The sequence below is a fragment of the Clavibacter sp. A6099 genome (assembly GCF_021919125.1).
GTDB classification, from domain to species: Bacteria; Actinomycetota; Actinomycetes; order Actinomycetales; family Microbacteriaceae; genus Clavibacter; species Clavibacter seminis.
Genome location: NZ_CP083439.1, coordinates 2,906,725 through 2,932,602, shown reverse-complemented (window position 1 = coordinate 2,932,602; position 25,878 = coordinate 2,906,725). Strand labels below are relative to the sequence as shown.

The window sequence follows — 25,878 nt, the reverse complement described above, 5'->3', positions numbered from 1 at the left end:
GCAAGTTCTGCCAAAAACGCTGACTGAGGCCGGAATCGGCCGTCGAAGCACAGCAGCGATGCGAGCCCTTGTTCGTACGGGCACCAGGAGGATGCGTCGGCACCCGCCGCGGGCGCTCGAACGTCGGTCGACAAGCAACACCCTGCCGCATGCCACTGGCCCGGGTCGACTAAGTCGACTCCGGGCCAGCTGGCGATTTATGCGGCATCACGCTCCGCGCTGGTGTGTGGCCCCGAAGGGCTTGCCGTGCGCACCCTTAGTAAACCTCATAAAGTCGCTTGCCCTGTAGAGCGGAGTACAGATCGAACCCTTCCCAGTTCACGTTCCAGTACTCCCCGTCTCCTCCTGCTGTCATCCGTGTGCCAGAGGGAGAGCCGTAGGACCTCAGTACGTTGTCCTTCATTAACTGCGACATCCAGGGGCACGTTACGACGTTCAATGCGACCAGAGCACGTTCGGCATCATTCTGATCCTTCACTTGCACAAGCATTATCCAGTCGTTACACGAATCCGCTAGCTCCTTGTACTTGATTGTGTCTCGCATGTACAACATCATGCTAAAAAGAAGAAGGGCATTCATATGCTTCGGTGGGAGATATCCGGTGTCTTTCGACTCGAAGCCGCACCAAGTCGCCACCTGTTCCTGAGTATCTGAGTAGCGCGGCCCCAAATCTGCCATGCAATCTAACAGGGTAGCTGTTACTGGCCCTGGCCAGGCGGCTTCTGCGGTACGAGTTAACTGCTGTGACAGCTCTCGGTGAATAATAAGTTCAAGTCGTTCGCGATCATCGAACTTGACAGGCAAAGATCGGCAAAAGCGTAAGGCGCTACTTACGATGCGAGCCAACTTCACAACGGGGCTCATCCGCGGCGCACCTGAGTACACAAAGAACGAGAAATCGAGTAAGTAAACTAATGCGTTAGACACCCGCTGCAGGTGCCGGCTGCGTTCTTCTTCACTATAGCTGTCGCCAACCCCGATGTCGCTGCCGACGTCGTCCTGCATGATAGATAGCGCTGGGCGAAATAGTGCTTCCATTCGTCTTTCGCACCGTGAAAGGGCATAATTGGCAAGATCAAAGTGACTCACGCCTGTGTCCATCAAAATCGCCTTATAGCCAACGATCAATGCGGCCGTGTCGATGTATGGGCTTGGAAGGGCGCCTGGTTTCATGTCCTTATCGCCGAGGGACGCGTGTTCGTGAATGAGCCGCCGCACTCTGTCTTTGGCGATAGAAAGAGGAGATAGCCAAGGCGTGTGCTCACCTTGTTCTTTCGCCGCGTTCAACCGCAACTTGTACTTGCGAAGATGGTCGGCAAGAATTTGTATCACTCGCTCGCGGTCGTCTGCTTTGGCGAGAAAAATAAAGTAGTCATCTACGTAACGTAGGATCTGATAGTCAATCCCCTGCCGAAGATGTGCCGCAAGCAAGTCTGCTTCTACTGAAACATCCACGGCCTGAAGGATCACTTCGGAAAAAATGCGAGATACTTCAGAACCAGTTGTTATGCCACTTGTCTCGTTGTGATTAAGTCGCTGCATGAGTGTGTCGAACTTGTCGCCAAAGGTCTTCTTCAGGGCATGGCGGTGGTGCATAAGGGCGGCTTTGACGGCGTCATGCCCTTCTGTCGCCCACGAAATCGAATGTGTGTATATGCTATCAAAGCATTTCGCAATATCTACTTTGACTAAGTAGCCATATTGTCGCTCACAGGCTCGATATTCTGCAGAGTCGTAGAATTTATAGATGTTCGAGTATTGCTTGTACGTAAAGTATGAGCGGATCCAGTCCGACTCCTTGTTGTCCTCTTCGACTGTTCCCAGCTCTTTAGTGAGTTTGCTTTCAAATAGCCAATCGCGCGTATTTGAGTATCGCGCGACCCTCGTCGGGCGCCGGAGCGTGTAGTTGCTCTTGTTGGTGTGATAAAGGATCAAATCTGAATGCTGCCGATAGAAATCAACAATATCGAGTTGAGCTGCCGGATGGGGGATGGTAAGAGTCCGGTAATCATTCGAGCGGTGTCTCACGGTGTATTGGAAAGGAACGGTCGAAATGCGCGCTATGTCGCCACTTTTTTCGAGTGTTACTCGATCTCCCTCGTTAGCGCCACTGGGATAAGAGACGCTTCTCCCTAAGATGATGGCAAGCAGAGACTGAAGATGGGTGCTTCCTACGCGGGCATGCGGACCGTCGTCATTCACGTACAATTTGTGCTTGTGCACAAAATCATAAAAGCCACGGTTGTTGAAGCTTGGCGGCACTTCATACGGCAGTATGTCGCTAAGTAGAACTCGAGCGTCAACCTTGCGTATTCCTTGAGTCCGCTTAGGCATTCCAGGCTCGCTTAATGCGATCAGTCTCAAATTGGGTCCAGCGGCGCATCTCACGGGTTTTGTACCCCTGTTCAAAGCTGCACTGCATGAGTTTATCCTTCAGGGGAGCGGAGATTCTGGCGGTATCTAGGCGACGCTGGAGATACCGATCTAGCCCTCGCAGCTGATCCAAGTCGGTCAAATGGGGGTTGCTAAAGTACACGCCAATCATTGCGTTGCGCTTATTGTTGGCCAGTCTTGTATTGCTTGTGATAAATCTTACCCGATCCGCAAGCCGCTTCTGAGCACCGTCCGATGGGGTGGGCTCGCGGTCCCAGACGTCGAACGTGCTTTTTACTCTGTCGTGCAGGGTCTGCTTGCGCACGTGCGACAATCTTACTTTTATTGAGCCTGAGTACGATATTTCGTAGCCGAGAAAGTCGAATCGCGGCAACACTTGGATGCTTTGCATTGAAGAGCAGTGCGTCTTATCGGACGATCGCATTAGGGATATGCTCGTCAAGCCGGCGTCAATCAGCCCTAACTGTCTGCTCGCATCCAATTCGTTGTAATATGTCTCGCCAAATACGAGCACAATATCGTCAACGTATCGAGCGTAGTACAACACTCGGGGCAGTTTGCGGAGTGTTTCGTCAAGATCTTGAACATATAGCTCAGCGAGCGTCGCACTAAGCCCTACCCCGGCGGGGATACCTGTGTCCCTCCCGGTCAAAGTTGACATCTCACGGAGGAATGCGTGTAGCAGCGTCTTAATCGTCGGCGTAAGTGGTTGGCGATCGATCAGCTTTCGAAGTATGTCGTGATCAATGCTGTCGTAAAAACTATGTATGTCCGTTCGAACCACTAACTTTGGCATATGGTTGCCTAGAGTTTGTATGAGGCCAGCTACCGCCGCCTGTCGCGAATCGGATCTGTTGCGGAGAAGTTTTCGCAGTATGTATTGCAGCTGCTTGTCTACAAAAAAGGCTTCGGCTGTGTCGCCCGTCTTGTAGAGTTGACGCCCCTTCAGTTGCCGGCTCACTTGTAGATTCCACGAGAACGTCCCTTGCGAAACCTGGTTCACAATACTGGCGCTCGTTATCTGCAGGGCTGCCGTCAGCGCCTTTTCTGCCTTCTCGCTTACGTAAGCATAGTGCTCCTGTATGTTCTTGGGCGCTGGGTCCATAGGGGAGCGCCGAAGGAAGGGTTCATCGTGAGCCTTGCGTCGATCTTTGAAGAGAAGGGCGACGGTAGGGTAGAAGACTAGTAGCTTATCTCCCTTGCGCGTTTGCGCGTCCCAAATGGCCCGAAGGTGTTGAGGGGCGAATGACTGGTGCATTGACTCATTTCAAAAAACGGTCGGTTTGAACTAATGTCGAGCCGCATATTGGTCTGCTGGCGCAGAGGTCCCTTTTCCTGGCTAGGTTGGCCGCATTGCTCGCTCGTCAATCGAAGACGCGCCGCACCACCTCGTGCTCCTGCTCGAGGCCGTCCCAGTCGTCGGATCCGTCGGGCCGGCTCGACTCGTTCACCATCGCGAGCGCCCCCGTGAAGCCGGCGTCCTGGAGCACGCGGAGGGAGCGGGCGTAGTCGACGTCGTCGAGGCGGCCGTCGTCGTGGCGGTGGGCCTTGGCGTGGCACGTGACCGCGAACTCGGCGATGCGGGCGAGCTGCTCGTGCTTGTCGGGCATGGTCCAGTTGCCGAGGTCGATGAGGAGGCGGATCTCGCCGGCGTCCGCGAGCAGGGCGAGCACGGCGTCCGCGTCGGTCATCATCTCGCGCCAGTTCTCGACGACCACCTGGATGCCCGGGTGGTCGTGCGCGAGCCGCGACAGCCGGCGCGCGCTCGACGCGAGCAGCTCGGGCGTCGGCGCGCTGCGGCCGGCGCCGACGCGGGCGTGGTCGGCGCCCAGGGCGAGGGCGTCGTCGAGCTGCCCGGAGATCCACCGCTCGTGCAGGTCGGCGTCGGTGGGGTGCGTTAGGTCGCCGTCGTCGACGAGGAACGCGTCGAGCACGACGCCGGACGACGCGAGCGCGGCCCGCAGCTCCGCGAGGTACGACGCGTCGCGCGTGGGCAGCTGGAAGTGGGCGAGCTGCACGCCCGCGTACCCGCGGCGCGCGAGCTCGGCGGGCAGGTCGAGGAGGTCGAGGGCGCCGGCCGCGCGGGTGACGGCGCCGGATCCGTCCGGGCCGGGGACGCGGGGATGCCCGAGCGTCCCGTCGAGGGACCAGGCGTGGACGGCCTTGTCGGTGGGGCCGATCATCGGATCGCTCCGCGGTCGTCGTCGCTGGCGGTCATGCGGCCTCCCGGGTCGCCCGCATCGGCGCGGGGCATGCGTACGATCGTAGGCGCGGGCATCCGCCGCGTCACGGCCGATCTCGGGCCGGAGACGTCCGGCGCACGTCCCGAACCCCCGATCACCGCCGAACGAGGAGCGCCATGGACATCGTCGTCTGGAACGAGAACGTGCACGAGAGCCGGGGGGACGCGACGGTCCTGTCGCACTACCCGGACGGGATCCACGCCGTCGTCGCGGACGGCCTCCGCGAGCTGCTCGGCGACGACGCGCGCGTGAGCACCGCGACCCTCCAGGAGGATCAGCACGGCCTCACCGAGGAGCGCCTAGCCGCCACGGACGTCCTCTACTGGTGGGGCCACGTCGCGCACGGCGAGGTGTCCGACGAGGTCGTCGCACGCGTGATCCGCCACGTGCACGCCGGCATGGGCCTCGTCGTGCTGCACTCCGGTCACTACTCGAAGGTCTTCACGCGCCTCATGGGCACGACGTGCTCGTTGAAGTGGCGGAACGACGGCGAGCGCGAGCTGGTGTGGACCATCGCGCCGCAGCACCCCATCGCCGCCGGGATCCCGCACCCGATCGTCATCGACCGGCAGGAGATGTACGGCGAGCAGTTCGACATCCCGCGTCCCGACGAGGAGGTGTTCCTCTCCACCTTCGCGGGCGGCGAGGTCTTCCGCTCGGGCGTCGCGTACCACCGCGGCCGCGGACGGGTCTTCTACTTCTCGCCCGGCGACCAGGAGTACCCCGTGTACCACCACCCCGACATCCGCCGCGTGCTCGCGAACGCCGCCCGCTGGGTCGCGCCGACGGACGGCCGCGCCGACCTGACGGCCGACGAGCACCCGCGCGACTGGTTCCTCGCCCGATGAGCGCCACCGATCGAGCAGGTTCAGCGGCGACGCCCGCCGCGCCCGCCGCACCGGGGACGCCGGCGGCCCAGGCCGCTCCCGCGTCGGCGACCGACCCGACCCCGCCCGCCTACTCCGGCCCCCGCGTCCGCGTGATCCACGTGGGCCTCGGCGGCTGGGGCGGCGACTGGGCGCGCAACGCGGTCCCGGCGGTCGCCGAGATCGAGGTCGCTGCGATCGTGGATCCGAGCGAGCCCACCCGCGAGAGGGTCCGCGCCCTGCTCGGACTCCCCGCGTCCGCCGCATTCGCCTCGCTCGCCGACGCGCTCGCCGCGGTGGAGGCGGACGCCGTCATCGTCACCGCGCCGGCCGTCACGCACGCGCCGCTCGCCCTCGAGGCGCTCGAGGCCGGCAAGCACGTGATCGTCGAGAAGCCGTTCGCGAACTCGACCGCGGAGGCCGCCGCCGTGGTCCGCCGCGGCGAGGAGCTCGGCCTCATCGTGCAGGTCAGCCAGAACTACCGCTGGTACCCGGCGCCGCGGCGCGTGCGCGAGCTGCTCGCGGCCGACGCGCTCGGCGAGGTCGCGACCATCGAGATCGACTTCCGCCAGTGGGACAACGACGAGCCCGACGACTACCCGCACTACCGGTTCCCGCAGCCGATCATCAACGACATGGCGATCCACCACTTCGACCTGATCCGCATGGTCACCGGCCGAGAGGCCGTGCGCGTGTTCGCGCGCACCAGCCGCCCGTCGTTCAGCCACTACCGCGACCCCGCGGTCGCCTCCATGGTCATCGAGCTGGAGGGCGGCCTGATCGTCGACTACCGCGGCAGCTGGCTGCACCGCGGGCCGGTCACTCCGTGGTCGGGCGAGTGGCGCATCTCCGGCGAGGACGGCGAGCTGACCTTCACGAGCCGCGGCGAGGGCGTCTCGGCCGACCGGGTCGGGATCCGCGACGCCGACGGCGCCGAGCGCGAGCTCGACCTCGAGACCCTGCCGCTCATCGGCCGCGCCGCGGGCCTGCGCGCGTTCGCCCTCTCGATCCTCGGCGGCCCGCCGCCCGAGACGAGCGGCCGAGACAACCTCGGCAGCCTCGCGCTGATGGAGGCGGCCGGCCGTTCCGCGGAGTCGGGCCGCTTCGAGGACGTGGTGGATCCGCTCGCCGAGTAGCCCGCCCGCGGGACCGGCCCGGCGACGCCCAGGAATAGCCGGGCCGCGTCCCGCATTGTGATCCGCGAGGCCCGACGGAGTGCCGCATCCCCGACATCGACAGAAGGATCCGCCATGACCCTCACCGAGGACGCCACCACCCCCTCCACCGCCCGCACCGCCGACACCGCCGTGCCGATCGTGCGCGAGCTCGACGCCCGCTGGAGCCCGCGCTCCTTCGACACGGACGCCACCGTCTCCGACCAGCAGCTCGACGCCCTCCTCGAGGCCGCGCGCTGGGCGCCGTCCGCCAGCAACCAGCAGCCGCGCCGCTTCATCGCCGCCCGCCGCGGCACGCACGCGTTCGACACCATCGTCGACTCGCTCGTCGGCTTCAACGCCGCATGGGCCGTGAACGCCTCGGCGCTCGTCGTCGCCATCGCCGAGACCTCCACCGTCGAGGGCGAGAAGCGCCCCTATGCCGCGTACGACCTCGGCCAGGCCGTCGCCCACCTCTCCGTCCAGGCGCAGGCCGAGGGCCTGCACACGCACCAGATGGCCGGCGTCGAGTTCGACAAGCTGTCCGCCGCGTTCGACCTGCCCGAGAACCTGCAGCCGCTCACGGTCACGGCCGTCGGCACGGTCGCCCCGGCCGACGCGCTCGAGGGCCCGCTCGCCGAGCGCGAGACCGCGCCGCGCTCGCGCCTGCCGCTCTCCGAGCTGGTGCTCGTCCGCGAGTAGTCCCCTTGCACGACGGCGGCCGCCGACCCACGGGTCGGCGGCCGCTGGTGCGTCCGGGAGCCGGAGCCGGGGAGGCGCCTCGGGTCAGGCGGATGCGTCAGCTCCCCAGCACGCGCCCGATGAGGTCCTGCACGAACGGGATCGCGTCCTGCACCTGGTCGACGCTCGCGATGGTGGTGGCGACGAGCGGCCAGACGGATCCGACGAGGGTCGCGACCACTGCCGACACCGCCGCGATCCACGCGACACGGCCGTCCCGGGTGCGGGCGGCGATGCCGACCATCACGACCGCGACCACGAGGGACACGCCCACGCCGAGGGCGATGAGGGTCACGGGCACGTCGAGCTGGCCGGCGGTGGCCGCGTCGGCCGCGCCGATGAAGCCCAGCACGGGCAGCAGCACGACGACCACGACCACGATCGCCACGACGAGCCCGGTGACGGCGGCCGCGCGCGTGGCCCGCGGGCGGCGGCGGAGGACGGGGCCGGCCGAGCGGGCGCTCATCGCGCGGCTCCTCGGACGGAGGCGGCTCCGGTCGGGCGCGCGGTTCCGGCGGGGCGGTGCGCTCGGGCCGCGCGGGCGGGTGCGGATGCGGTCTGCGCGGCACGTGATCCGCGGGTCGGGTCGTCCATGGCTGCTCCTGTCGGGTGGTGCGTCACCCAGGAGACGGGACGGGCCCGTCGATCGTCCCGCCCGTCCAGGAGGCACCCAGCGAGGAGCGCCAGACGTTCGCTCCGCGGATGCGGCCGGGTCCTCGCGGTTCGCTCGGCGGATCAGGCGGGGGCGAGCGCGGGTCGCGTAGAGTCCGGCACGCCCGCCGTCCCCGATCCCCGGAGCGCCCCCATGAGCGAGATCCTCGACTACGTCCGCACCTGGCTCGACCACCGCGTCTGGCAGACCCGCGTCCCCGGCGCCCAGGTCGCCATCGCCCGGCACGGCGAGGTCGTGCTGTCGGAGGCGTTCGGCGTCGCGGATCCCACCACCGACGCGCCGCTCACTCCCGGCCACCTCTTCCGCGTCGCGTCGCACTCCAAGTCGTTCGCCGCCACCGCCGTCTTCCAGCTCGTGGAGCAGGGTGCCCTCCGCCTCGACGACAGGCTCGGCCAGCACGTGCCCGAGCTGGCCGAGGCGAAATCCGAGCTCGCCGACGTCACGATCGCCGCCCTCCTCGAGCACGGCGCGGGCGTCCTCCGCGACGGGTTCGACGGCGACCACTGGCAGCACTCCGGCCCGTTCCCCGACCGCGCGCACCTGATCGCCATCGCGACCTCGCCCGGCATCGCCAAGGTCGCGCCCGACACCGCGTTCAACTACTCGAACATCGGGTACTCGCTGCTCGGCCTCGTGATCGAGGCGGCGTCCGGCCTGTCCTTCGCGGACTACCTCGCCGAGCGGATCGCCGCGCCTCTCGGCCTCCGCGACACCACCGCCGAGTACGTCCCGGAGCGCGCTGACGAGTACGCGGCGGCGTCCACCTCGCTACGCACGTCGCGCGAGCGCAGCGTCCTCCCGCACGTCGACACGCGTGCGATGGCCGCGGCCACCGGTGTCACGAGCACCGCGTCCGAGCTCGTCTCCTTCTTCTCCGCGCTCGTGCTGCCGGACGACGAGCGGCTCATCTCGGCCGCGTCGAAGCGCGTCCAGCAGCGGCCGCGCTACACGACGAGCGCGAATCCCGCGGGCACCCGCCGCTACGGCTACGGCCTCATCATCGAGCGCGTCGGATCCGGAGCCCACGAGGCCACGGTCATCGGCCACTCGGGCGGGTACCCCGGCCACATCACGCGCACGGCGGTGGATCCCGTGAGCGGCTGGGCCGTCACCGTCCTCACCAACGCGATCGACGGCCCGGCCACGGCCCTCAGCACGGGCATCCTCGAGCTGCTGCTCGCCGACTCCGCCGCCACCGAGGAGCAGCGCGCCGCGGTCGACGCCCCCTTCGCCGGCCGCTTCGCGAACGTCTGGGGCCTTCAGGACTTCCAGGTGATCGGCGACCGCTTCCTCCGCATCGACCCGACCGCGGAGCACCCGCTCGACTCCGTGGACGTGCTCGAGCGCACGGGCGACTCGTCGGCGCGCATCGTGGAGGGCGACGGGTTCGGATCCGTCGGCGAGGAGGTCACGGTCGACCGAGCGCCGGACGGCTCCGTCGACCGGATACGCGCGGGCGGCGGCATGACGCTCGAGCGCTGGACCCGGGTGATGGTGCCGCGGTCGCGCGGCTGACGCGCCGGCTGCTCGGCTCAGCGGTGGCGTGCGCTATCCGCCGCCGCACGGGGGCTCATCCCGTAGGCGGCGGATTCGCTCTCGTCTTGTTCCGCGTCCATCTCCGGATCAGCGCGGCGCTGGCGCACACGGCCGCGATCACACTCAGGGTCAGCGCATCGACATGACCTCCCAGGAGCATGAAGACGACGGTGGAGATGAGGAAGGCGAACGCGGTCGCGATGGCGGTTCTCAGATTCCTAGCCATTCGTCGGACCCAGCCACCCGAGCGCCAGGCTGACACCGACGGAAGTCACGACTGAGCAGGTGAGACTGTTGGTCGCGCACCAGTCTTGGGCAGCTTGATATCCCTGCTCTATCGCAGCCCATGCGTCTTGCCTCGGCCCCTCGAGACGCAGGAGGACAGTAGGCCGATCGCCACGGATGTCGTAGACCGTGTAATCGCTATGGCAGTCACTCGGGTTCCTGTCCTTGAAGTTCTCGCCACCGCACACTGCCGTGATGTACCAGGGCGTCGTGCCCCCTCCTCCTTCTCCCCCCGCGGGCGGAGGCGCATCGAGATGAGCGACTTCATCCGCCTGCGCGGCGGTAGCGGTGGTCATCGAAGTGATGTACAGGAGAATCGCGGCAGCGATGGAGCAGGTGCGTCGCGTCGGAGCGTGCATGGTGCTTCCCTTCTCGCGGAGGTTCGGATGCCTCATCCGAGCAGAATCCGGGACAGGAGGCAACGTGTGGATGACTCCAGCGTCAATGGGGGCCGAGTGGTGAAGCTTCTTCTTTTGTCGTCGTCTGCAAGCAGGTCCTGGGCATCGCTCGCGCTGTGGAATCGGGGCGCCGTGATGCGGGCATGAGGCGTCGAGCCGGTCCCATAGGGTCCGTACCGCAGCGGCAGGGCAGAGGTTGGTGAAGGCGCCGTTCAGGTGGCGAGGCGCGGCAGGCGGCGCCTGCCGCGCGCGGCCTGCGGGGATGACGATCTCGCCCGCGACAGCCAGGCCGCCGAGATGGCGAGGTTCTGGGCGCTGACGCAAGGGCCGCCGGGAACGATCCCTCCCCCTCGCCGGACGTCCATGCGCGGTTCACCCGGCGGAGGGCGCGCGGCCACGGCCCCTCCCTACGGTGCGGGAGGCCGATCGGCCGACGACCCCACGGAAGGCACCATCATCCCCGCCATCACGACCGTCCGTCCGCGCGCCCGCATCGCCGCGATCCTCTCCGCCACCGCGATCCTCGCGGTCGTGCTCGCGGGTCCGGGTGCGTCCTCGGCCCAGGCGGCGACCTCGCCCGCACACTTCGACCAGGCCACGATCGACCACGTCTACGCGTCGGACGCGACCTACGACTTCGTCCCCATGCTCGACGCGTTCCCGGCGCTGAAGAGCGGCCGGCCGGACATCATGCAGCTCAACGACGACATGACCGTGCAGATCAACCAGACCGCTCCGAAGGCGCAGTCGGACCGCGCGATCATCGACCAGTACGCCGACATGTCCGTGTCGATGTCCGACGGCCTGGGCGCCCGCCTCGGTGCGATCTACAAGTCCGCGCGCGATGCCGGGCAGCTGCCGAAGACGGCGGCGCTCCTCAACAAGGAGAACGGCCTCGTCGGCCGCGGCGGGTCGACGGGCCCGGCCAAGAACCACTACGCGAACCCGCGCCCCTACGTCCGCTTCCCCGAGCGCCTCCAGTACCGCGACAAGCCCGGCGGCAACGCGTGGGCCGGGCAGGACGGCTCCTACCCGAGCGGCCACACGTCGCAGGCGTTCTGGCAGGGCGTCTCGCTCGCGACGATGCTGCCGGAGCTCGCCCCGCAGATCCTCGCCCGCGCGTCCGACGCGGGGAACAACCGCATCGTCATGGGCGCGCACTACCCGATCGACGTGATGGCCGGCCACATGATGGGCCAGAAGATCGTGCAGCGCCGCTGGGCCGACCCCGAGTTCCGCGATCTCTTCGCCCAGGCCACGACGGAGCTGCGGCAGGTGCTCGAGGCCGGATGCGGCGCGACGCTCGCGGTCTGCATCGCCGCGGACACCCCCTACCTGCCGACCGACCAGGCGCTCGCGGTCTACCGCCAGCGGCTGACGTACGGCTTCCCGCTCGTGGGCACCGCCGGCCAGCCGATGACCGTGCCGGACGGCGCCGAGTCGCTCCTCCGCACCAGCCACCCCGACCTCACCGACGCGCAGCGCCGCCAGGTGCTCGCCCTCACCGCGATCGACTCGGGCGAGCCGCTCGACCTCGGCACGGCAGGCAGCTGGGAGCGCATCGACCTCGCGGCCGCGATGACCGCGAAGGTGACGGTCGCCGCTGACGGCACCGTCTCCCTCGCGGGCGCCGCGACCGTGGATCCGTCGCCCGGCTCGGCGTCCTCGGCCGCCGCGGCGGACCCCGGCGCGACGACACGTGGATCCGCCGCAGCGGCGCACCCCGCGACCCGCGGCACCGCGCACGCTGCGACGCTCGCCCGCACCGGATCCGACCTCGCTCCCGGTGCCGTCGCCGCGGCCCTCGGCCTGCTGGTCGCCGGCGGGGGACTGGTGCTCGTGCGTCGGCGCCGGCGACGGAGCGCGCGCGGCTGACGCGGGCGCGCGTCGCGGGTTCAGCCGTCGCGGTCGCCGGGAGACCGGCGGCGACGCAGGACGCCGACCGCCATGACCGCCCCGCCGACGAGCGCGAGGCACGCGGCGATCACGGCGTTCTGCGCGAGCGTGTTGACGCCGACCCCGGCGATGCGCGCAGCGCCGGCGGCCTGCGGGGCGGATCCCGGGGACCCCGCTCCGGTCGTCGTCCCGTCGGCGTCCGCCTCCTCGTCTCCCGTCTCGGGTGCCACCTCGGGCGCCGCATCCGCCACCAGCTCCGGCGTCGTCCCCGGCGCGACCCGGTGCCGGGTCGCCTGCTCGTACGCGAAGGCCATCGCGAGCAGGTCGCCATCGTGGCTGCGGGGCGCGGCGAGCTCGAGGCCGACGGGAGCGCCCGTCGAGGTGAAGCCGGCAGGGACGGAGATCGTCGGGATCCCGGTGTTCGCGCCGACGTCGCAGAACGTGGTGCCGGCCCAGGTCGGCGTGGCGGTGGTGGCGCTCGTCGGCATCGCGAGCGCGTCGATGCCCTGCTCGACGAAGAACGCGTCCATGGCGGCCTTGCCCGCGTCCTGCTCCGCGATCGACCGGTCGTGGTCGGGGTTCGGGACGTCCTCCTGGCTGAGGAAGTACGCGATGTCGGAGTCGGTGAGGGCGCTCGGCCGGTCGGCCATCACGTCGGCGAAGGAGAGCACGTCGGCGGGCTCCGTGCGAGCCGCGACGCGGGCCGGCCAGGTGGCCGGGGTCTCGCGGAGGAAGCGGTCGATCGCCGGGCGCATGTCGCGCCATCCGCCGCTCTGCAGCGTCCCCTCCACGAACTCCTGCGTGAGCGGAACGTCCACGACCTCGGCGCCCTGGGCCTCGAGGTCGCGGACGGCCCGGTCCATGAGGGCGCTCGTCTCGGCGAGGCCCGGCCGCTCGGGATCCTCCGGGATGTCCCAGCGGACGTAGCCGATGCGCTTCCCGGCGAGGGCGGTGGTCGACAGGCCGGCGACGTACGCGTCGGTGGCCTGCTGGTCGGCGATCTCGGTGAGCGGATCCGCCGGGTCGCGCCCCGCGAGCACCTCGGTGAGGAGCGCGGCGTCGGCGACCGTGGTGGTCATCGGCCCGGACACGTCCTGCCGAGGCGAGAGCGGCACGATGCCGGCCGTGCTCGTGAGGCCCATCGTCGGCCGGAAGCCGACGAGCGACTGGTGCGCGGCCGGTCCCAGGATGGATCCGCACGAGTCCGTGCCGAGGCCCGCAGGCGCGTAGGCGGCAGCCACCGCCGCGCCCGTGCCGCCGCTGGATCCGCTCGCGCTCCACGACCGGTCGTACGGGTTCGCGGTGCGGCCGCGCGCGGAGCCCAGCGTGTAGGTGCCGTGCCACGCGAACTCGGACATGTTCGTCTTCGCGAGGATGATCGCGCCGGCCGCCCGCAGCCGCGCGACCGCGGTGGAGTCGGCCGTCGTGCGGTAGTCGCGGAGCGCCGCGCTGCCGACCGTGGTGGGCATGTCGGCTGTGGCGTGGTTGTCCTTCACGACGATCGGCACGCCGTGCAGGGGGCCGCGGATCGTGCCGGCCGCGCGCTCCGCGTCGAGCGTGGCGGCGGTCGCGAGCGCCTCGGGGTTCGTGGTGATGACGGCCTGGAGGCCCGGCCCGTCGTCGCCCCGGTCGTCATACGCGTCGATGCGCGCGAGGTAGGCGCGGGTCAGCGCGACGGAGGTGGTGGATCCGGCGTCGAGGAGCGCGACCGCGTCGGCGACGCCCAGGTCGACGACGGCGGGAGCTGCCGGTGCCGCGGCGTCGGCGTCTGCCCGGGCGGGCTCCGCGACGACCCCGCCGCCCGCCGCCAGCCCGACCGCGAGCGCGGCCGTGGCGAGGGCGCGACCGCCGGCGTGGATCCGGGCACGGGCGCGGCGACGAGCGGGCATGCGATTCCATCCAGGCGGGGGAGAGGTGTCTCCCCAGTCTGGGAATCAGGTGTTGCGGGGGCGTTTCGGTCGCGGGACGATCCCGGGTCAGCGCTGCTTGGGGAAGACGATCCAGAGGATCAGGTACAGGAGCACCTGCGGGCCCGGCAGCACGATGGAGAGCACGAACAGCAGGCGGACGAGGAAGCGGCTGATGCCGAAGCGGTCGGCGAGGGCGGCGCAGACGCCGGCGATGATCTTGCCGCGACGGGGACGGGTGAGGGAGGCCATGCGTCGAGCATGGCAGGCGCGCCTGCGTCGGCACCGGACGCGCGGCCCGTGATCCGCAGCTGGGCAGCCCGTGGGAGTCCCTGGATTCCCTCGCCTGCCGGAATTAGCGTGAGGGGATGAGGATCCGCCTGCTGCCCCTGGTCCTGATCGCCTCGTCCGCGGTCGTCATGACGTCGTGCACCGGCTCGGACGAGGGGCGACCCGTCCCGCTGCCGGTCCCCGAGTCCGTCGAGACGTCGCCCGCGGGCGACGGCGACGATGCCGCGGCCCCGAGCGCGGAGGTCGCGCTCGTCGCCGCGTACCTCGACGCCGTCGCGGCCGGCGACGCCGACGCGGCGTGGGCCATGCTCACGCCCGAGGCGCAGGAGTCGGCCGGATCCCGGGAGTCCTACGTCGCCTCGTTCGGCCGGGCGGGCACCGTCTCCCCGGAGGAGGCGGAGCGCCTCCGCACGGTGGAGCCCGTCGCGGCCGAGGGTCCCGAGGGTGCGTTCACGCTCGTCTCCGCGGTGGACGGCGACGTGGCCGACGCCTGGATCGTGCGCGACACCGGCCAGGGGCTCCTGCTCGACGACCACGTCGTGCCCGCGGCCGGCGCGACGCCCTACGAGTGGCGGAACCCGGCCGCCGGACCCGAGGGATCGGCCGACCCGGCACCCGACGTCGACACCTCGCGCCCGATGTCCGTCGCGTTCGCCGCACCCGAGGGCGGCACGGAGGACGGCGGGCTCGTCGGCTACCCGGACACGGCGTGGGCGTGGATCGACGGGACCGAGGTGCCGGTCGGGCTCGCCGCCGCGGGATCCGGTCGTCTGCTCGAGCTCGACACCTCCGCCTGGACGGACGGCGACGACGCCCCGGATGCGGTCACGCTCGTGTGGCAGGTCGGCGGCGACTCGCCTGCATGGCGCAGCACGACCGTCGCGGCCTGATCCGCCGGCCTCGCGTCGCCTGCGAACGGCTCCCCGTGAGTTGTCGCGCCCAACGCTTTGGGTACAAACCCATGGTGCGATACTCGAACGGTCGAGCCGGGCTCGGCGTCTCCCCGCGACGCGGCGGGTCGGGCACGCGAACGCCCGAGGAGCCGCCGACGCCCCCTGATCGCAGCGGAGGACGGGATGGAGCAGCACCGGTCGGCCCTGCCCGCCCGCGTCGTCGCGGCGTTCCACGCCGCCCCGAGCCGCGCCGCGGGCGTCGACCTCCTGCTGGCCGCGCTCCTCGACGCCTCGACCGCGACGGGTGCCGGCGTGGTGCTGCCGCGCGCGTCCGGCGTCGCGGTCGCGGGGGAGAGCGGCGCCGCCCTCGGGGCGCTCCTCGCCGAGCCCGTCCCGCCCGTCGGCTCCCAGCTGCTGCTCGTCGCGCTGGACGCCGCCGCCGACGCGCGCCCGGATGCGGGCGGCGCTGTCGCCCTCCACCGCGCGACCGGCGCGCTCGGCACGGCCGACAGCGCCGTGGCCGAGGAGGTCGCCGTGCACGCGCGCATCGCGCTCGCCGCCTGGGACGCCGCGGACGACCTCGCCCTGGGCCTCGCCTCGCGATCCGTCATCGGGCAGGCCCAGGGGATCCTGATGGAGCGCTTCTCGCTCGACGCGGACCGCGCGTTCCAGGTGCTGCGCCGCTACTCGCAGGACGGCAACGTGAAGCTCGTCGAGGTCGCGCGCCGCGTGGTGGAGACGGGCGCGCTGCCCCGCGCCTGAGCGGATCGCGACGTCGTCGTCGCAGCCGTCGCCGTCGTTGTCCCCTCCGAGGCGCGGCGGCGCGGCGGCGCGGAGCCGCCGAGCCGCGACGGCGGGATCCGCTCAGGCCGTGCGGCGGTCGGCCTCGCGCACGCGGATCGGCGACACGGCGGCCAGCGGGGCGACCTCGGGCAGGGCCTCCGCCTCGCCGCGGGTCAGCTCGGCGCGCAACGCCCCGAGGATCCGCGCGAGCAGCCGCGACACCTGCATCTGCGTCACGCCGAGCTCGGCCGCGATCTCGCTCTGGCTGCACTCGTCGACGAAGCGCAGGTGCAGGATCCGCCGGTCGCGATCGCTGAGCACCCCGCGCGCCGCGTCCAGCAGCACCGTGCGCTCGGCGCGCGCGTAGCCGGGGTCGTCGGCGCCGAGGGTGTCCGCGAGGGAGATGCCCTCGTCCTCGTGCACCGTGAAGTCGAGCGACGCGGGCCGGAGGCTGGAGTGCGCGGCGAGCGCCTCGGCCACCTCCTCGCGGGCGTGCCCGGTGTGCGCCGCGAGCTCGGCGTCGGTGGGCGTGCGGCCGAGTCGCTGGGTGAGCGCGGGCACGACCGCGAGCAGCGCGTGCCGGAGCTCCTGGATCTGGCGGGGCGGGCGGACCACCCACCCGTTGTCGCGCAGGTGGCGCTTGATCTCGCCGGAGATGGTGGGGATCGCGAACGACACGAACGGCGCGCCGAAGCCCGGGTCGTAGCGGCGCGCGGCCTTCACGAGGCCGAGGTAGCCGACCTGGCGCAGGTCGCTCCAGTCGTGCGCGCGGCCCGAGTGCTGGCGCGCGAGCTGGTCGGCGAGCTCGAGGTGGTCGAGCACGATCTGGTCGTGCAGGCGGCGGCGCTCGGCGTCGCCCGCGGGATCCTCGGCCGCGGCTGCGGCGCGGACGAAGCGCTCGTGGGTCACCCGGCGCTTCTCGTCCCGCGCCGCCGTGACATCGGGTGCGAGGACGGTCGCGCGCTGGGGCAGGACCTCCGGCGCGAGCGGCGTCGGTCGGGGGAGGCGCGACGCCCGCGGGATCGCCGACGCGGATGCGCGGGAGGTGGATCCGCGCGAGGCGGGCGGGGCGGTGGCGAGGGCGCGCGTGCGCAGCGTTCCGGTCACTCAGGACCTTCCGGACTCGTGTCGGATGCGGCACGCTGCTTGACCGCTCCTCCAGAGAAGCACTGCTCCTCATGGGTGCCTAGGTCCTCCGATCACTTCTCCTCGGCGCTTCTCACGCTTCTCCGCGGGCCGGGCGTGTCGAGGGCCCGCGCATCCGCACCAGCACGGAGCAGCGCCCCCGGTCGGGGGCATTCCCCCACCCGCCGGTAGGCTCGATCCCCGTTCCCCGAGCCCGCCTACCGAACGGACGCCCCATGAGCCTGTTCCGCACGAAGAGCATCGAGTCGTCGCTCGCCGACGCCGCGGGAGGCGAACGCAGCCTCACCCGCTCCCTCGGCACCTGGGACCTCATGCTCATGGGCGTGGCCGTCGCGGTCGGCGCCGGCATCTTCTCCGTCGGCGCGAAGGCCGCCGGCAACTACGCGGGCCCGTCGGTCACGCTGGCGTTCGTGCTCGCCGCCGTCACGTGCGGCCTCGCGATCATGTGCTACGCCGAGTTCGCCTCCGCCGTGCCCGTCGCGGGCAGCGCGTACACGTTCACCTACGCGACCATGGGCGAGCTGCTCGCGTGGATCATCGGCTGGGACCTCATCCTCGAGATGCTCACGGCGGCCGCGGTCATCGCGAAGTACTGGGGCATCTACCTGGAGTCGGCGCTCGAGCTCGCCGGGCTCGACATCCCGTCCACCATCACGGTCTTCGGCCTCGGGATCAGCTGGGGCGCCGTCCTCATCACCGCGATCTTCACGGTGCTGCTCGTGCTCGGCACGAAGCTGTCCAGCCGCGTCTCGAGCGTCTTCACCGTGCTCAAGGTCGGGGTCGTCCTGTTCGTGATCGTCGTCGGCGCGTTCTACGTGAAGGCGGAGAACTACTCGCCGTTCATCCCGCCGCAGCGCCCGACCGAGGGCGGATCCGCCGACGTCTGGACCCAGTCCCTCTTCTCCTGGGCGAGCGGCCAGGAGCCCACGCAGTACGGCCTCTACGGCCTGCTCGCCGGGGCGTCGCTCGTGTTCTTCGCGTTCATCGGCTTCGACGTGGTCGCCACGAGCGCCGAGGAGGTCAAGGACCCGCAGCGCACGCTGCCGCGCGGCATCTTCGCGGGCCTCGCGGTCGTCACCGTGCTCTACGTGCTCGTGACCCTCGTGCTCACCGGCATGGTCCCCTACACGGTGCTCGCGGATGCGGAGGAGCCGTCGCTCACGACCGCCTTCACCGCGGTCGGCGCCGGATGGGCGGCGCAGGTGATCTCCATCGGCACGCTGCTCGGCCTCACGACCGTCCTGATGGTGCTGCTGCTCGGCCTCGCCCGCGTCGTCTTCGCGATGAGCCGCGACGGCCTGCTGCCGCGCGGCCTCAGCCGCACTTCGGCGAAGCGCCGCACGCCCGTGCGCGTGCAGATCATCGCGGGCGTGGTCGTCGCGGCCCTCGCCGGGTTCACCGACGTGGGCGTGCTCGAGGAGATGATCAACATCGGCACGCTGTCCGCGTTCGTGCTCGTGAGCATCGGCGTGATCGTGCTGCGCAAGAAGCGCCCGGACATCCGCGCGTCGTTCCGCGTGCCGCTCATGCCGTGGCTGCCGATCCTCTCGGCCGTGCTCTGCGTGTGGCTGATGCTCAACCTCACGACCCTCACCTGGGTCCGCTTCGTCGTCTGGCTCGCGCTCGGCTTCGCGGTCTATTTCCTCTACGGACGCCGCCACTCGCTGGTCGGCAAGGAGGAGGCGCGGATCGCGGCGGGCGGCGCACCCGCGCCCGAGCTGCCGTCGGCATCGACGCCGCGGGACTGATCCCCCGGTGCCCGCGCGTCAGGTCTGGCAGCGCGGGCACCAGTAGGTGACCCGGTCCTGCGCTCCCATGCCGGGGCGCACCGGGTCGCCGAGCTGGCCCTGCTGGATCCTGGTGCCGCACCGCAGGCACGGCTTGCCCTTGCGCCCGTAGACCCAGTCGGTGCGGCCGCGGCGGAGGTCGCCCGTGGTGGTGCGCTCGATGCGGTCGCGGTTGGCGCGCATGGTGCGACGCGCGAGCGCGACCATCGCGGGCAGGTCCGGCACCTCGGCGACGGGCCGCGTGGGCAGCACCCCGCGGAGGAAGCAGAGCTCGGCCCGGTAGACGTTGCCGATCCCGGCGGCGTTCTGCTGGTCCAGCAGCGCCAGGCCGATCGCCCGCTCCGGCTGCGCGGAGATGCGGCGCACGATCTCCTCGGCCGCCGCGTCGCCCCAGTCCGGCCCGAGGATGTCCGGCCCCAGGTGCCCGACGACCGTGTGCTCCTGGTCGCGCGGGAACACCTCGAGCACCCCCAGCGAGAACCCCACCGTGACGCGCTCCGCCGTCTCGAGCACGACGCGCGCCTCGAACGCCGGCCGCCGCCACGCGGTGCCGTGCTGGTAGATGTGCCAGGAGCCCTCCATCTTGAGGTGGCTGTGGATCGTGAGGTCGCCGACGCGGTGCAGGATGTGCTTCCCGACGCTCACCACCTCGTCGACCTCCTGGCCCGCGAGATCCAGCGTCGCGAACTTCGGCACACGGAAGTCGCTGCGCGTGAGCACCTGGCCGCCGATGGCCTCGTGCAGGTGCGACGCGGTGCGCCAGACGGTGTCGCCCTCAGGCACGGGCGGATCCCGGCGCGGGGGCGGAACGGCCGTCCGCGCTCGCGGCCGTGCGCGCCGTGGTGCCCGTGCGCGCCGCGGTGCCGGTGCGCGCCTCGCTGCGTGCGCTCACGACCGCATCCGCAGCCCGCGCGGCGTCGCCGAGAACCCGTGCTCCTGGAGCGCGGTGCCGAGCGGCGTGCCGAGGATGAAGGCGCCGTTGACCTTCTCGATCGCGAGCTTCGCGACCCCGCCGCGCCGCACGACGCCGCCGAGCGACTCGGCCGCCGCGCGGATGACCGCCTCGTCGTCGTCGAAGAGCAGCACGGTCTTGCCGCCGCGCTCCACGTAGAGTACGAGCTCGCCGTCGACCAGCACCACGAGCGCGCCCGCCTTGCGGCCCGCGCGATGCCCGGTGGGGCGCTCGCCGCGCGCGTCGACGCTGCCGGACTCCGCGATCGCGGACGCCGCATCGCTGACTCCCGCGTCGCCGGTCACTTCCGTGCCAGCGCCCGTGACCGCGCCGCCGTCCCCGTCGGGCGACGACCCGTCGAGCCGCGGCCAGGGCAGCGCCGCCCCGTACGCGTTCGCCGGATCCGTGGCCGCGAGCGTCAGCGCGACCAGCGGCCGCTCGCCCGCGTCCGGATCCCGCGTGAAGCCGCGCAGCCGATCGACCGTGCCGCCGGTCGAGAACTGCGCCGCGCCGAGCGTCTCGATGAAGTAGCCACGGCGCGCGCGCCCGGTGTCCTCGAACCCGGCGAGCACCTTGTAGGTGAGCGCGAAGCCGCCGGGCACCCGCTCGGTCATGACGGATCCTCGCGTGACGACGCCGTACCGCTCGAGCAGCAGCTCGGCCGTGCCCGCCGCGCGCACGGTGGCGTCGGTCTCGGCGAGCGGCACGATGGACCAGCGCCCGGCCGCGGTCGGTGGCCCGGTGCGGGTGGGCATGTCGGGCCGCGGCATGCGCCCGCCGCGGTACATGCGCCCGCGCGGCGCCCGCTGCGGCGTCTTGTGCGCCGTGGATCCGCCGGCGAGCAGCGCCCGCAGCGGCGACAGGGTGTCGTTCGTGACGAGGCCCGCCCACACGAGGTCCCACAGCGCGGTGACGAGGGCCGCGTCGTCCGTGGACCCCACGGCGTCGCTCAGCTGCCGGAAGAAGTAGCCGCCGCCCGTGCCGAGCGTCGTGAGGATCTCGCGCTGCAGCTCGTCGGTGTCGTGCGCGTCGGGCTCGGGCAGCGTGAGCGCGACCTGGTCGGCGAGATGCAGGCTCACCCAGCCGTCGGCGCCCGCGAGCGTGCCGGCGCCCGACCAGATCACCTCGCCCGTCGACGTGAGCTCGTCGAGCATGGCGGGCGTGTAGTCGCGTACCCGCGCGGGCAGCACGAGCGTCTCCCACGCGGAGGCGGGCACGGGCGCGCCCGCGAGCTGCTCGATGACCTGCAGCACGCCGTCGACCCCGCGGAGCCCGCGCTCGCGATCCGCACCGGCCACGTGCTGCCACGCCGGGAGGAACCGCGCGTACGCGGCGCGCTCCACGGGCTCGACCTCGCTGCGGAGCGCCGCGAGCGAGCGGCTGCGCAGGCGCCGCAGCACCTCGACGTCGCACCACTCGCTGCCGGACGCGCCCGGTCGGAACTCGCCCTCGACCACGCGCCGCTGCGCGCCGAGCCGGGCGAGCGTGTCCGCGATGACGGCGGATCCGAGGCCGATGCCGGTCGCCGCGTCGGCGATGGTGAACGGCCCGTGCGTGCGGGCGTACCGGCCGACGAGGTCGCCGAGCGGATCCGCGACCGGCTCGACGAACGCCATCGGCGTGCCGATGGGCAGCGGCACACCGAGCGCGTCGCGCAGGCGGCTGGCGTCCTCGATGGCGGCGACCCGCGGCTTCCCGCCGAACGACACCCGGAGCGCCCGTCGGCCCGCGACGAGCGCGTCGAGGTGGTCTGCCGCGGATCCGGCCTCCTCGGGCTCGAGGCGCGCGGCGACCTCCTCGGCGTCGAGCGGCCCGAGGATCCGCAGCAGGTCGGCCACGCCCTCGAGGCCCTTCGCCCGCCGGTCGGGCGCGGTGCGCTGCAGCTCCAGCTCGGTGCGCGCGATGACCGCCGGATCCAGTAGCTCGCGCAGCTCCGCCCGCCCGAGGAGCTCCGAGAGCAGCCCGGCGTCGAGCGAGAGCGCGGCGGCCCGGCGCTCGGCGAGCGGGCTGTCACCCTCGTACATGAACGCGCCGACGTAGCTGAAGAGGAGGCTGCGCGCGAACGGCGACGCGTCCTCCGTGGTGGTCTCGACGATCTTGATGCGCCGCGCCTCGATGTCCTTCGCGAGCGACGTGAGCGCGGGCAGGTCGTAGACGTCCTGCAGCACCTCGCGCACGGTCTCGAGCACGATCGGGAACGCGGGGAACTTCCGCGCGACGTCGAGCAGCTGCGACGCGCGCTGGCGCTGCTGCCAGAGCGGCGAGCGGCGGCCGGGGTTGTAGCGGGGCAGGAGCAGCGCACGGGCCGCGCACTCGCGGAAGCGCGACGCGAACAGGGCGGATCCGCCCACCTCGCGCGTGACGATCGCGTCGAGCTCGTCCGGCTCGAACACGAACAGGTCGGCCCCCGGCGGCTCGCCGTCGGTCTCCGGGATGCGCACGACGATGCCGTCGTCGTTGGCCATGGTGGCGCCGTCGATGCCGTACAGCTCGGTGACCCGCGCGCCGACCGCGAGCGCCCACGGCGCGTGCACCTGCATCCCGTAGGGGGAGTGCAGCACCACGCGCCAGTCGCCCAGCTCGTCGCGGAAGCGCTCGACCACGAGGGTGCGGTCGTTCGGCACGTGGCCGGTGGCCTTCTTCTGGTCGTCGAGGAACGCGAGCAGGTTGTTCACGGCGCGGCCGTCGAGGCCCACGCGGCCGGCGCGCGCCCGGGCGTCGTCCACCGCGGATCCGGACAGCTCCCGCACGAACGCCCCGATGGCGCGCCCGAGCTCCAGCGGCCGGCCGAGCCCGTCGCCCTTCCAGAACGGCAGCTTGCCGGGCTCGCCGAACGCCGGCGTCACGAGCACGCGGTCGTGCGTGATCTCCTGGATCCGCCAGCTCGTGGCCCCCAGCGCGAACACGTCGCCGACGCGCGACTCGTAGACCATCTCCTCGTCGAGCTCGCCCACGCGCGACGCCTTCTCGCCCACCATGAACACGCCGAAGAGGCCGCGGTCGGGGATGGTGCCGCCGGACGTGACCGCGAGCCGCTGCGCGCCCGGCCGCCCCTCGATGGTGCCCTCGTCGCGGTCCCACACGATGCGGGGCCGCAGCTCCGCGAACTCGTCGGACGGATAGCGGCCGCTCAGCAGATCGAGCGTGGCCTCGTACGCGGAGCGCGGCAGGGTGGCGAAGGGCGCGCTCCGCCGCACGATGTCGAACCACTCCTCGACGCCCACGGACTCGAGCGCGACGGCCGCGACCGTCTGCTGCGCGAGCACGTCGAGCGGGTTGGCCGGCACGCGCAGCGACTCGATCTGCCCGCTCGCCATGCGCTCGGCGGCGACGGCGGAGTGGATGAGGTCGGCCCGGTGCTTGGGGAAGATGACGCCGCGGGAGACCTCGCCCACCTGGTGCCCCGCGCGGCCGACGCGCTGCAGGCCGCTCGCCACCGACGGCGGCGCCTCCACCTGCACCACGAGGTCGACGTCGCCCATGTCGATGCCGAGCTCGAGGCTCGAGGTGGCGACCACGCAGCGGAGGCGCCCGGACTTCAGGTCGTCCTCGATGAGCGCGCGCTGCTCCTTGGAGACGGATCCGTGGTGCGCCTTGGCGAGCACGGGATCCGCGCCCTCGGTGCTCCCCGCCTGCGCCATGACCTCGGCGGGAGGGCGCGCGGCGGTGCGGCGCATGGCGGAGAAGGCGGTGGCGTCGGCCCCGCCGCCCGATGCGGTGGAGGTCGCCGACGTGAGCGCCGCGGCCCCCGCGAGCACGGGCACGGCCTCCGCCCCCGCCCCCACCCCCGCGGAGCCGGACGCGATCGCCCGCCCCTCCGCGTCGATCCGCCCCTCCTCGATGCGCCCCGTGTAGATCTCGTTGAGCCGGGCCGTGAGCCGCTCCGCGAGCCGCCTGCTGTTCGTGAAGACGATGGACGACGTGTGCTGGAGCACGAGGTCGACGATGCCCTCCTCCACGTGCGGCCAGATCGACCCCTGCTGCGGCTGGTCGCCCTGCGCCGCCGACCCCTCGAGCGGCGCCGTGGTGCCGAGCTCGGTCATGTCGTCCACCGGCACGATGACCCGCAGGTCGAACTCCTTCGTGTTCTTCGGCGACACGATCGACACGGGCGATCGCCCGCCGAGGAACCGCGCCACCTCCTCGGGGGGCCGCACGGTGGCCGACAGGCCGATCCGCTGGGCCGGCTTCTCCAGCAGCGCGTCGAGCCGCTCGAGCGAGAGCGCGAGGTGGCTGCCGCGCTTGGTGGCCGCGACCGCGTGCACCTCGTCGACGATGACCGTCTCGACCCCCGCGAGCGTCTCCCGCGCGGCGGACGTGAGCATCAGGAACAGCGACTCGGGCGTGGTGATGAGGATGTCGGGCGGCGTCTTCGCGAGCGCCCGCCGGTCGCCCGCCGGGGTGTCGCCCGAGCGCACCCCCACCGTGACCTCGGGCGGCTCGGCACCGAGCCGCTTCGCCGTATGCACGATGCCCACGAGCGGCGAGCGGAGGTTGCGCTCCACGTCGACCGCGAGCGCCTTGAGCGGCGAGATGTAGAGGACGCGCGTGCGCCGCATCGGATCCTCCGGCGCGGGCCGCGACGCGAGCCGGTCGATGGACCACAGGAACGCCGCGAGCGTCTTGCCGGATCCGGTGGGCGCCACGACGAGCGCATGCGACCCCTTCTGCACGGCCTCCCACGCGCCCACCTGCGCGGCGGTCGGGCCGGGGAACGCGCCCTGGAACCACTCCCGGGTGGCCGGGGAGAAGCGCGCGAGGACGGGATCCATCTGCTCATCCTCCTCCGGACCACCGACATCCGCGCCTGGCCGGACGCTCGCCGGACGACCGCCGAGACGGCCGGATCCGCGCGGCTGGGCCGCGGGGACGCTCACGGGACCGGCGGTCCGGTCACGCGGTATCGCAGGGGCAGCCGCTCCCTCATGCGGAGGACCTCGTCGGGCAGCGCCGCCGGACGGCCGTCCACCAGGGGCGGCTCGACGTACAGCCGGGTGATCTCCTGCGACGGCCACGCCGCGGACCCTTCCCGCGGAACCGGAATCGGAGCCCCGGTGTCCGGATCGGCGCGCCATGCCTCCGGCGTCGTCAGGAGCAGTCCGGCATGCGCACCGGTGCGCGGATGCCGCAGCAGCCGGGCCCACAGCTCGTCATCGGTCATGGCCTCCAGCCCGGTCCCGGCCGCGGTCGACCCGTGCAGTCCGGCGGCGGCGAGTCCTCGCACGGCCGCGTTCGCCGCCACGTTCTGCGGGGACGTCTGCCGCGTCGCCTCCTCCCGCGCCAGGTGGATGAGGTACGTCGCCGTCTCCCGGTCGGTCGCCACTTGCCCGTCGACGATGGACACCCTGCCCAGCAGCTCGCGTGGCCACAGGCGCGACCGGCCGTGGACGTGCGCGCTCCGCACGAACGACTCGAGATGATCCGGCTGCATCGCACCCGGCCTCCCGAGGGGCGTCGGCCCCCTTCCGCTCACGGAAGCCAGCACGTCGTCCACGTCGACGCCATGCTCGGTGAGGAGAGGGGCCAGGCTCCGGATGATCCTGTCGCCGACGCGATGGTGGTCCTCGCCCATGGCGTGTTCGAGGGAGTGGCTGAGAGGCGAGTGGCCGACATCGTGGACGAGCGCGGCGATCCGGAGCAGGGGCTGCTGCGGTTGCAGGACGCTGAACACGGCGAGGAGTCCGAGCGAGTGCTCGAGTCGTGAGTACGTCTGGACGGAGTAGATCGAGGAGGCCCCGGCGTGCACGATGCGGAAGAGGCGCCTGATCTCGGGACGCCGGAGGAGCGCGAACTCGAGCGGGGTGAGCGCGACCTGCACCTGCCAGACGGCGTCAAAGTACGTGTCCGCGTCTCCGAGCAATGGCACGTCCGCGCGCGGGATGACGGCATCGCCCGCCGCGTTCTCCCGAGCGAGCCGAGCGCCGTCGCCATC

General features: G+C 71.0%; 18 protein-coding genes. 8 read left to right on the top strand and 10 right to left on the bottom strand.

The annotated features are described in order from the left end of the window. Window positions 1–256: 256 nt before the first annotated feature. The 3 genes from drt3b to KYT88_RS13830 all read right to left on the bottom strand — a co-directional run bounded on the left by drt3b (window position 257) and on the right by KYT88_RS13830 (window position 4,578). A complete protein-coding gene (drt3b, locus tag KYT88_RS13840; protein ID WP_081840902.1) occupies window positions 257–2,335 on the bottom strand; it encodes an antiviral reverse transcriptase Drt3b in 2,079 nt (692 codons plus the stop codon). Beyond that, window positions 2,328–3,653 (bottom strand): antiviral reverse transcriptase Drt3a, encoded by a 1,326-nt coding sequence (gene drt3a / locus KYT88_RS13835; RefSeq protein WP_081840901.1) that lies wholly within the window; start codon window positions 3,651–3,653, stop codon window positions 2,328–2,330. The genes drt3b and drt3a overlap by 8 nt, the downstream gene beginning before the upstream one ends. 106 nt (window positions 3,654–3,759) lie before the next feature. Further along, window positions 3,760–4,578, bottom strand: a complete 819-nt coding sequence (locus KYT88_RS13830; RefSeq protein WP_043584376.1) for a sugar phosphate isomerase/epimerase family protein — start codon at window positions 4,576–4,578, stop codon at window positions 3,760–3,762. 176 nt (window positions 4,579–4,754) lie between these two features. Here KYT88_RS13830 and KYT88_RS13825 point away from each other — a divergent pair, with 176 nt between their 5' ends. The 3 genes from KYT88_RS13825 to KYT88_RS13815 all read left to right on the top strand — a co-directional run bounded on the left by KYT88_RS13825 (window position 4,755) and on the right by KYT88_RS13815 (window position 7,360). After that, on the top strand, window positions 4,755–5,486 hold the full coding sequence (locus tag KYT88_RS13825) for a ThuA domain-containing protein (RefSeq protein ID WP_043584374.1): 732 nt from the start codon (window positions 4,755–4,757) through the stop codon (window positions 5,484–5,486). Continuing rightward, a complete protein-coding gene (locus tag KYT88_RS13820; RefSeq protein ID WP_237583685.1) occupies window positions 5,483–6,640 on the top strand; it encodes a Gfo/Idh/MocA family protein in 1,158 nt (385 codons plus the stop codon). The genes KYT88_RS13825 and KYT88_RS13820 overlap by 4 nt, the downstream gene beginning before the upstream one ends. 114 nt (window positions 6,641–6,754) lie before the next feature. Further along, a complete protein-coding gene (locus KYT88_RS13815; RefSeq protein ID WP_043584373.1) occupies window positions 6,755–7,360 on the top strand; it encodes a nitroreductase family protein in 606 nt (201 codons plus the stop codon). Between the two features lie 97 nt (window positions 7,361–7,457). Here the strand turns inward: KYT88_RS13815 and KYT88_RS13810 are convergent, their stop codons facing one another. Next, a complete protein-coding gene (locus tag KYT88_RS13810) occupies window positions 7,458–7,865 on the bottom strand; it encodes a hypothetical protein (protein ID WP_043584372.1) in 408 nt (135 codons plus the stop codon). A gap of 339 nt (window positions 7,866–8,204) precedes the next feature. On the opposite strand from KYT88_RS13810, the gene KYT88_RS13805 reads away from it, so the two are divergent. Next, complete coding sequence (locus tag KYT88_RS13805; RefSeq protein WP_043584370.1) at window positions 8,205–9,587, top strand: serine hydrolase domain-containing protein; 1,383 nt, start codon at window positions 8,205–8,207, stop codon at window positions 9,585–9,587. Window positions 9,588–10,654: 1,067 nt separating this feature from the next. Next, window positions 10,655–12,166 (top strand): acid phosphatase, encoded by a 1,512-nt coding sequence (locus tag KYT88_RS13800; RefSeq protein WP_051629251.1) that lies wholly within the window; start codon window positions 10,655–10,657, stop codon window positions 12,164–12,166. Between the two features lie 20 nt (window positions 12,167–12,186). On the opposite strand, the gene KYT88_RS13795 is transcribed toward KYT88_RS13800, so the two are convergent. Together KYT88_RS13795 and KYT88_RS13790 are read right to left on the bottom strand one after the other, a co-directional pair. Next, window positions 12,187–14,076 carry an amidase family protein gene (locus KYT88_RS13795; protein WP_051629250.1) on the bottom strand — a complete coding sequence of 630 codons (1,890 nt, stop codon included), beginning with the start codon at window positions 14,074–14,076 and terminating at the stop codon, window positions 12,187–12,189. An 87-nt stretch (window positions 14,077–14,163) separates the two neighbouring features. Further along, complete coding sequence (locus KYT88_RS13790; protein WP_012039344.1) at window positions 14,164–14,346, bottom strand: PspC domain-containing protein; 183 nt, start codon at window positions 14,344–14,346, stop codon at window positions 14,164–14,166. 116 nt (window positions 14,347–14,462) lie between these two features. On the opposite strand from KYT88_RS13790, the gene KYT88_RS13785 reads away from it, so the two are divergent. Next, entirely contained in the window at window positions 14,463–15,275 is an 813-nt protein-coding gene (locus tag KYT88_RS13785; RefSeq protein WP_043584368.1) for a hypothetical protein, read from the top strand. A 186-nt stretch (window positions 15,276–15,461) separates the two neighbouring features. Beyond that, complete coding sequence (locus KYT88_RS13780; RefSeq protein WP_043584366.1) at window positions 15,462–16,040, top strand: ANTAR domain-containing protein; 579 nt, start codon at window positions 15,462–15,464, stop codon at window positions 16,038–16,040. Window positions 16,041–16,142: 102 nt separating this feature from the next. On the opposite strand, the gene KYT88_RS13775 is transcribed toward KYT88_RS13780, so the two are convergent. Beyond that, window positions 16,143–17,168, bottom strand: coding sequence for a sigma-70 family RNA polymerase sigma factor (locus KYT88_RS13775; protein ID WP_043584365.1), 1,026 nt, complete (start codon window positions 17,166–17,168; stop codon window positions 16,143–16,145). 254 nt (window positions 17,169–17,422) lie between these two features. On the opposite strand from KYT88_RS13775, the gene KYT88_RS13770 reads away from it, so the two are divergent. Then, window positions 17,423–18,955, top strand: a complete 1,533-nt coding sequence (locus tag KYT88_RS13770; RefSeq protein WP_043584363.1) for an amino acid permease — start codon at window positions 17,423–17,425, stop codon at window positions 18,953–18,955. 18 nt (window positions 18,956–18,973) lie between these two features. Here KYT88_RS13770 and KYT88_RS13765 read toward each other — a convergent pair whose 3' ends face one another. The 3 genes from KYT88_RS13765 to KYT88_RS13755 all read right to left on the bottom strand — a co-directional run bounded on the left by KYT88_RS13765 (window position 18,974) and on the right by KYT88_RS13755 (window position 25,692). Next, on the bottom strand, window positions 18,974–19,777 hold the full coding sequence (locus KYT88_RS13765) for a DNA-formamidopyrimidine glycosylase family protein (protein WP_043584361.1): 804 nt from the start codon (window positions 19,775–19,777) through the stop codon (window positions 18,974–18,976). Between the two features lie 105 nt (window positions 19,778–19,882). Continuing rightward, window positions 19,883–24,718 carry a DNA glycosylase AlkZ-like family protein gene (locus KYT88_RS13760; protein ID WP_043584359.1) on the bottom strand — a complete coding sequence of 1,612 codons (4,836 nt, stop codon included), beginning with the start codon at window positions 24,716–24,718 and terminating at the stop codon, window positions 19,883–19,885. Window positions 24,719–24,819: 101 nt separating this feature from the next. Next, entirely contained in the window at window positions 24,820–25,692 is an 873-nt protein-coding gene (locus KYT88_RS13755) for an HD domain-containing protein (RefSeq protein ID WP_255720126.1), read from the bottom strand. Window positions 25,693–25,878 lie beyond the last annotated feature (186 nt).

What these genes read in the sequence shown, in the direction of transcription:
- drt3b (WP_081840902.1), bottom strand. Translation starts at nt 2,335, where the DNA reads ATGCCTAAGCGGACTCAAGGAATACGCAAGGTTGACGCTCGAGTTCTA.
- drt3a (WP_081840901.1), bottom strand. Translation starts at nt 3,653, where the DNA reads ATGCACCAGTCATTCGCCCCTCAACACCTTCGGGCCATTTGGGACGCG.
- KYT88_RS13830 (WP_043584376.1), bottom strand. Translation starts at nt 4,578, where the DNA reads ATGATCGGCCCCACCGACAAGGCCGTCCACGCCTGGTCCCTCGACGGG.
- KYT88_RS13825 (WP_043584374.1), top strand. Translation starts at nt 4,755, where the DNA reads ATGGACATCGTCGTCTGGAACGAGAACGTGCACGAGAGCCGGGGGGAC.
- KYT88_RS13820 (WP_237583685.1), top strand. Translation starts at nt 5,483, where the DNA reads ATGAGCGCCACCGATCGAGCAGGTTCAGCGGCGACGCCCGCCGCGCCC.
- KYT88_RS13815 (WP_043584373.1), top strand. Translation starts at nt 6,755, where the DNA reads ATGACCCTCACCGAGGACGCCACCACCCCCTCCACCGCCCGCACCGCC.
- KYT88_RS13810 (WP_043584372.1), bottom strand. Translation starts at nt 7,865, where the DNA reads ATGAGCGCCCGCTCGGCCGGCCCCGTCCTCCGCCGCCGCCCGCGGGCC.
- KYT88_RS13805 (WP_043584370.1), top strand. Translation starts at nt 8,205, where the DNA reads ATGAGCGAGATCCTCGACTACGTCCGCACCTGGCTCGACCACCGCGTC.
- KYT88_RS13800 (WP_051629251.1), top strand. Translation starts at nt 10,655, where the DNA reads ATGCGCGGTTCACCCGGCGGAGGGCGCGCGGCCACGGCCCCTCCCTAC.
- KYT88_RS13795 (WP_051629250.1), bottom strand. Translation starts at nt 14,076, where the DNA reads ATGCCCGCTCGTCGCCGCGCCCGTGCCCGGATCCACGCCGGCGGTCGC.
- KYT88_RS13790 (WP_012039344.1), bottom strand. Translation starts at nt 14,346, where the DNA reads ATGGCCTCCCTCACCCGTCCCCGTCGCGGCAAGATCATCGCCGGCGTC.
- KYT88_RS13785 (WP_043584368.1), top strand. Translation starts at nt 14,463, where the DNA reads ATGAGGATCCGCCTGCTGCCCCTGGTCCTGATCGCCTCGTCCGCGGTC.
- KYT88_RS13780 (WP_043584366.1), top strand. Translation starts at nt 15,462, where the DNA reads ATGGAGCAGCACCGGTCGGCCCTGCCCGCCCGCGTCGTCGCGGCGTTC.
- KYT88_RS13770 (WP_043584363.1), top strand. Translation starts at nt 17,423, where the DNA reads ATGAGCCTGTTCCGCACGAAGAGCATCGAGTCGTCGCTCGCCGACGCC.
- KYT88_RS13760 (WP_043584359.1), bottom strand. Translation starts at nt 24,718, where the DNA reads ATGGATCCCGTCCTCGCGCGCTTCTCCCCGGCCACCCGGGAGTGGTTC.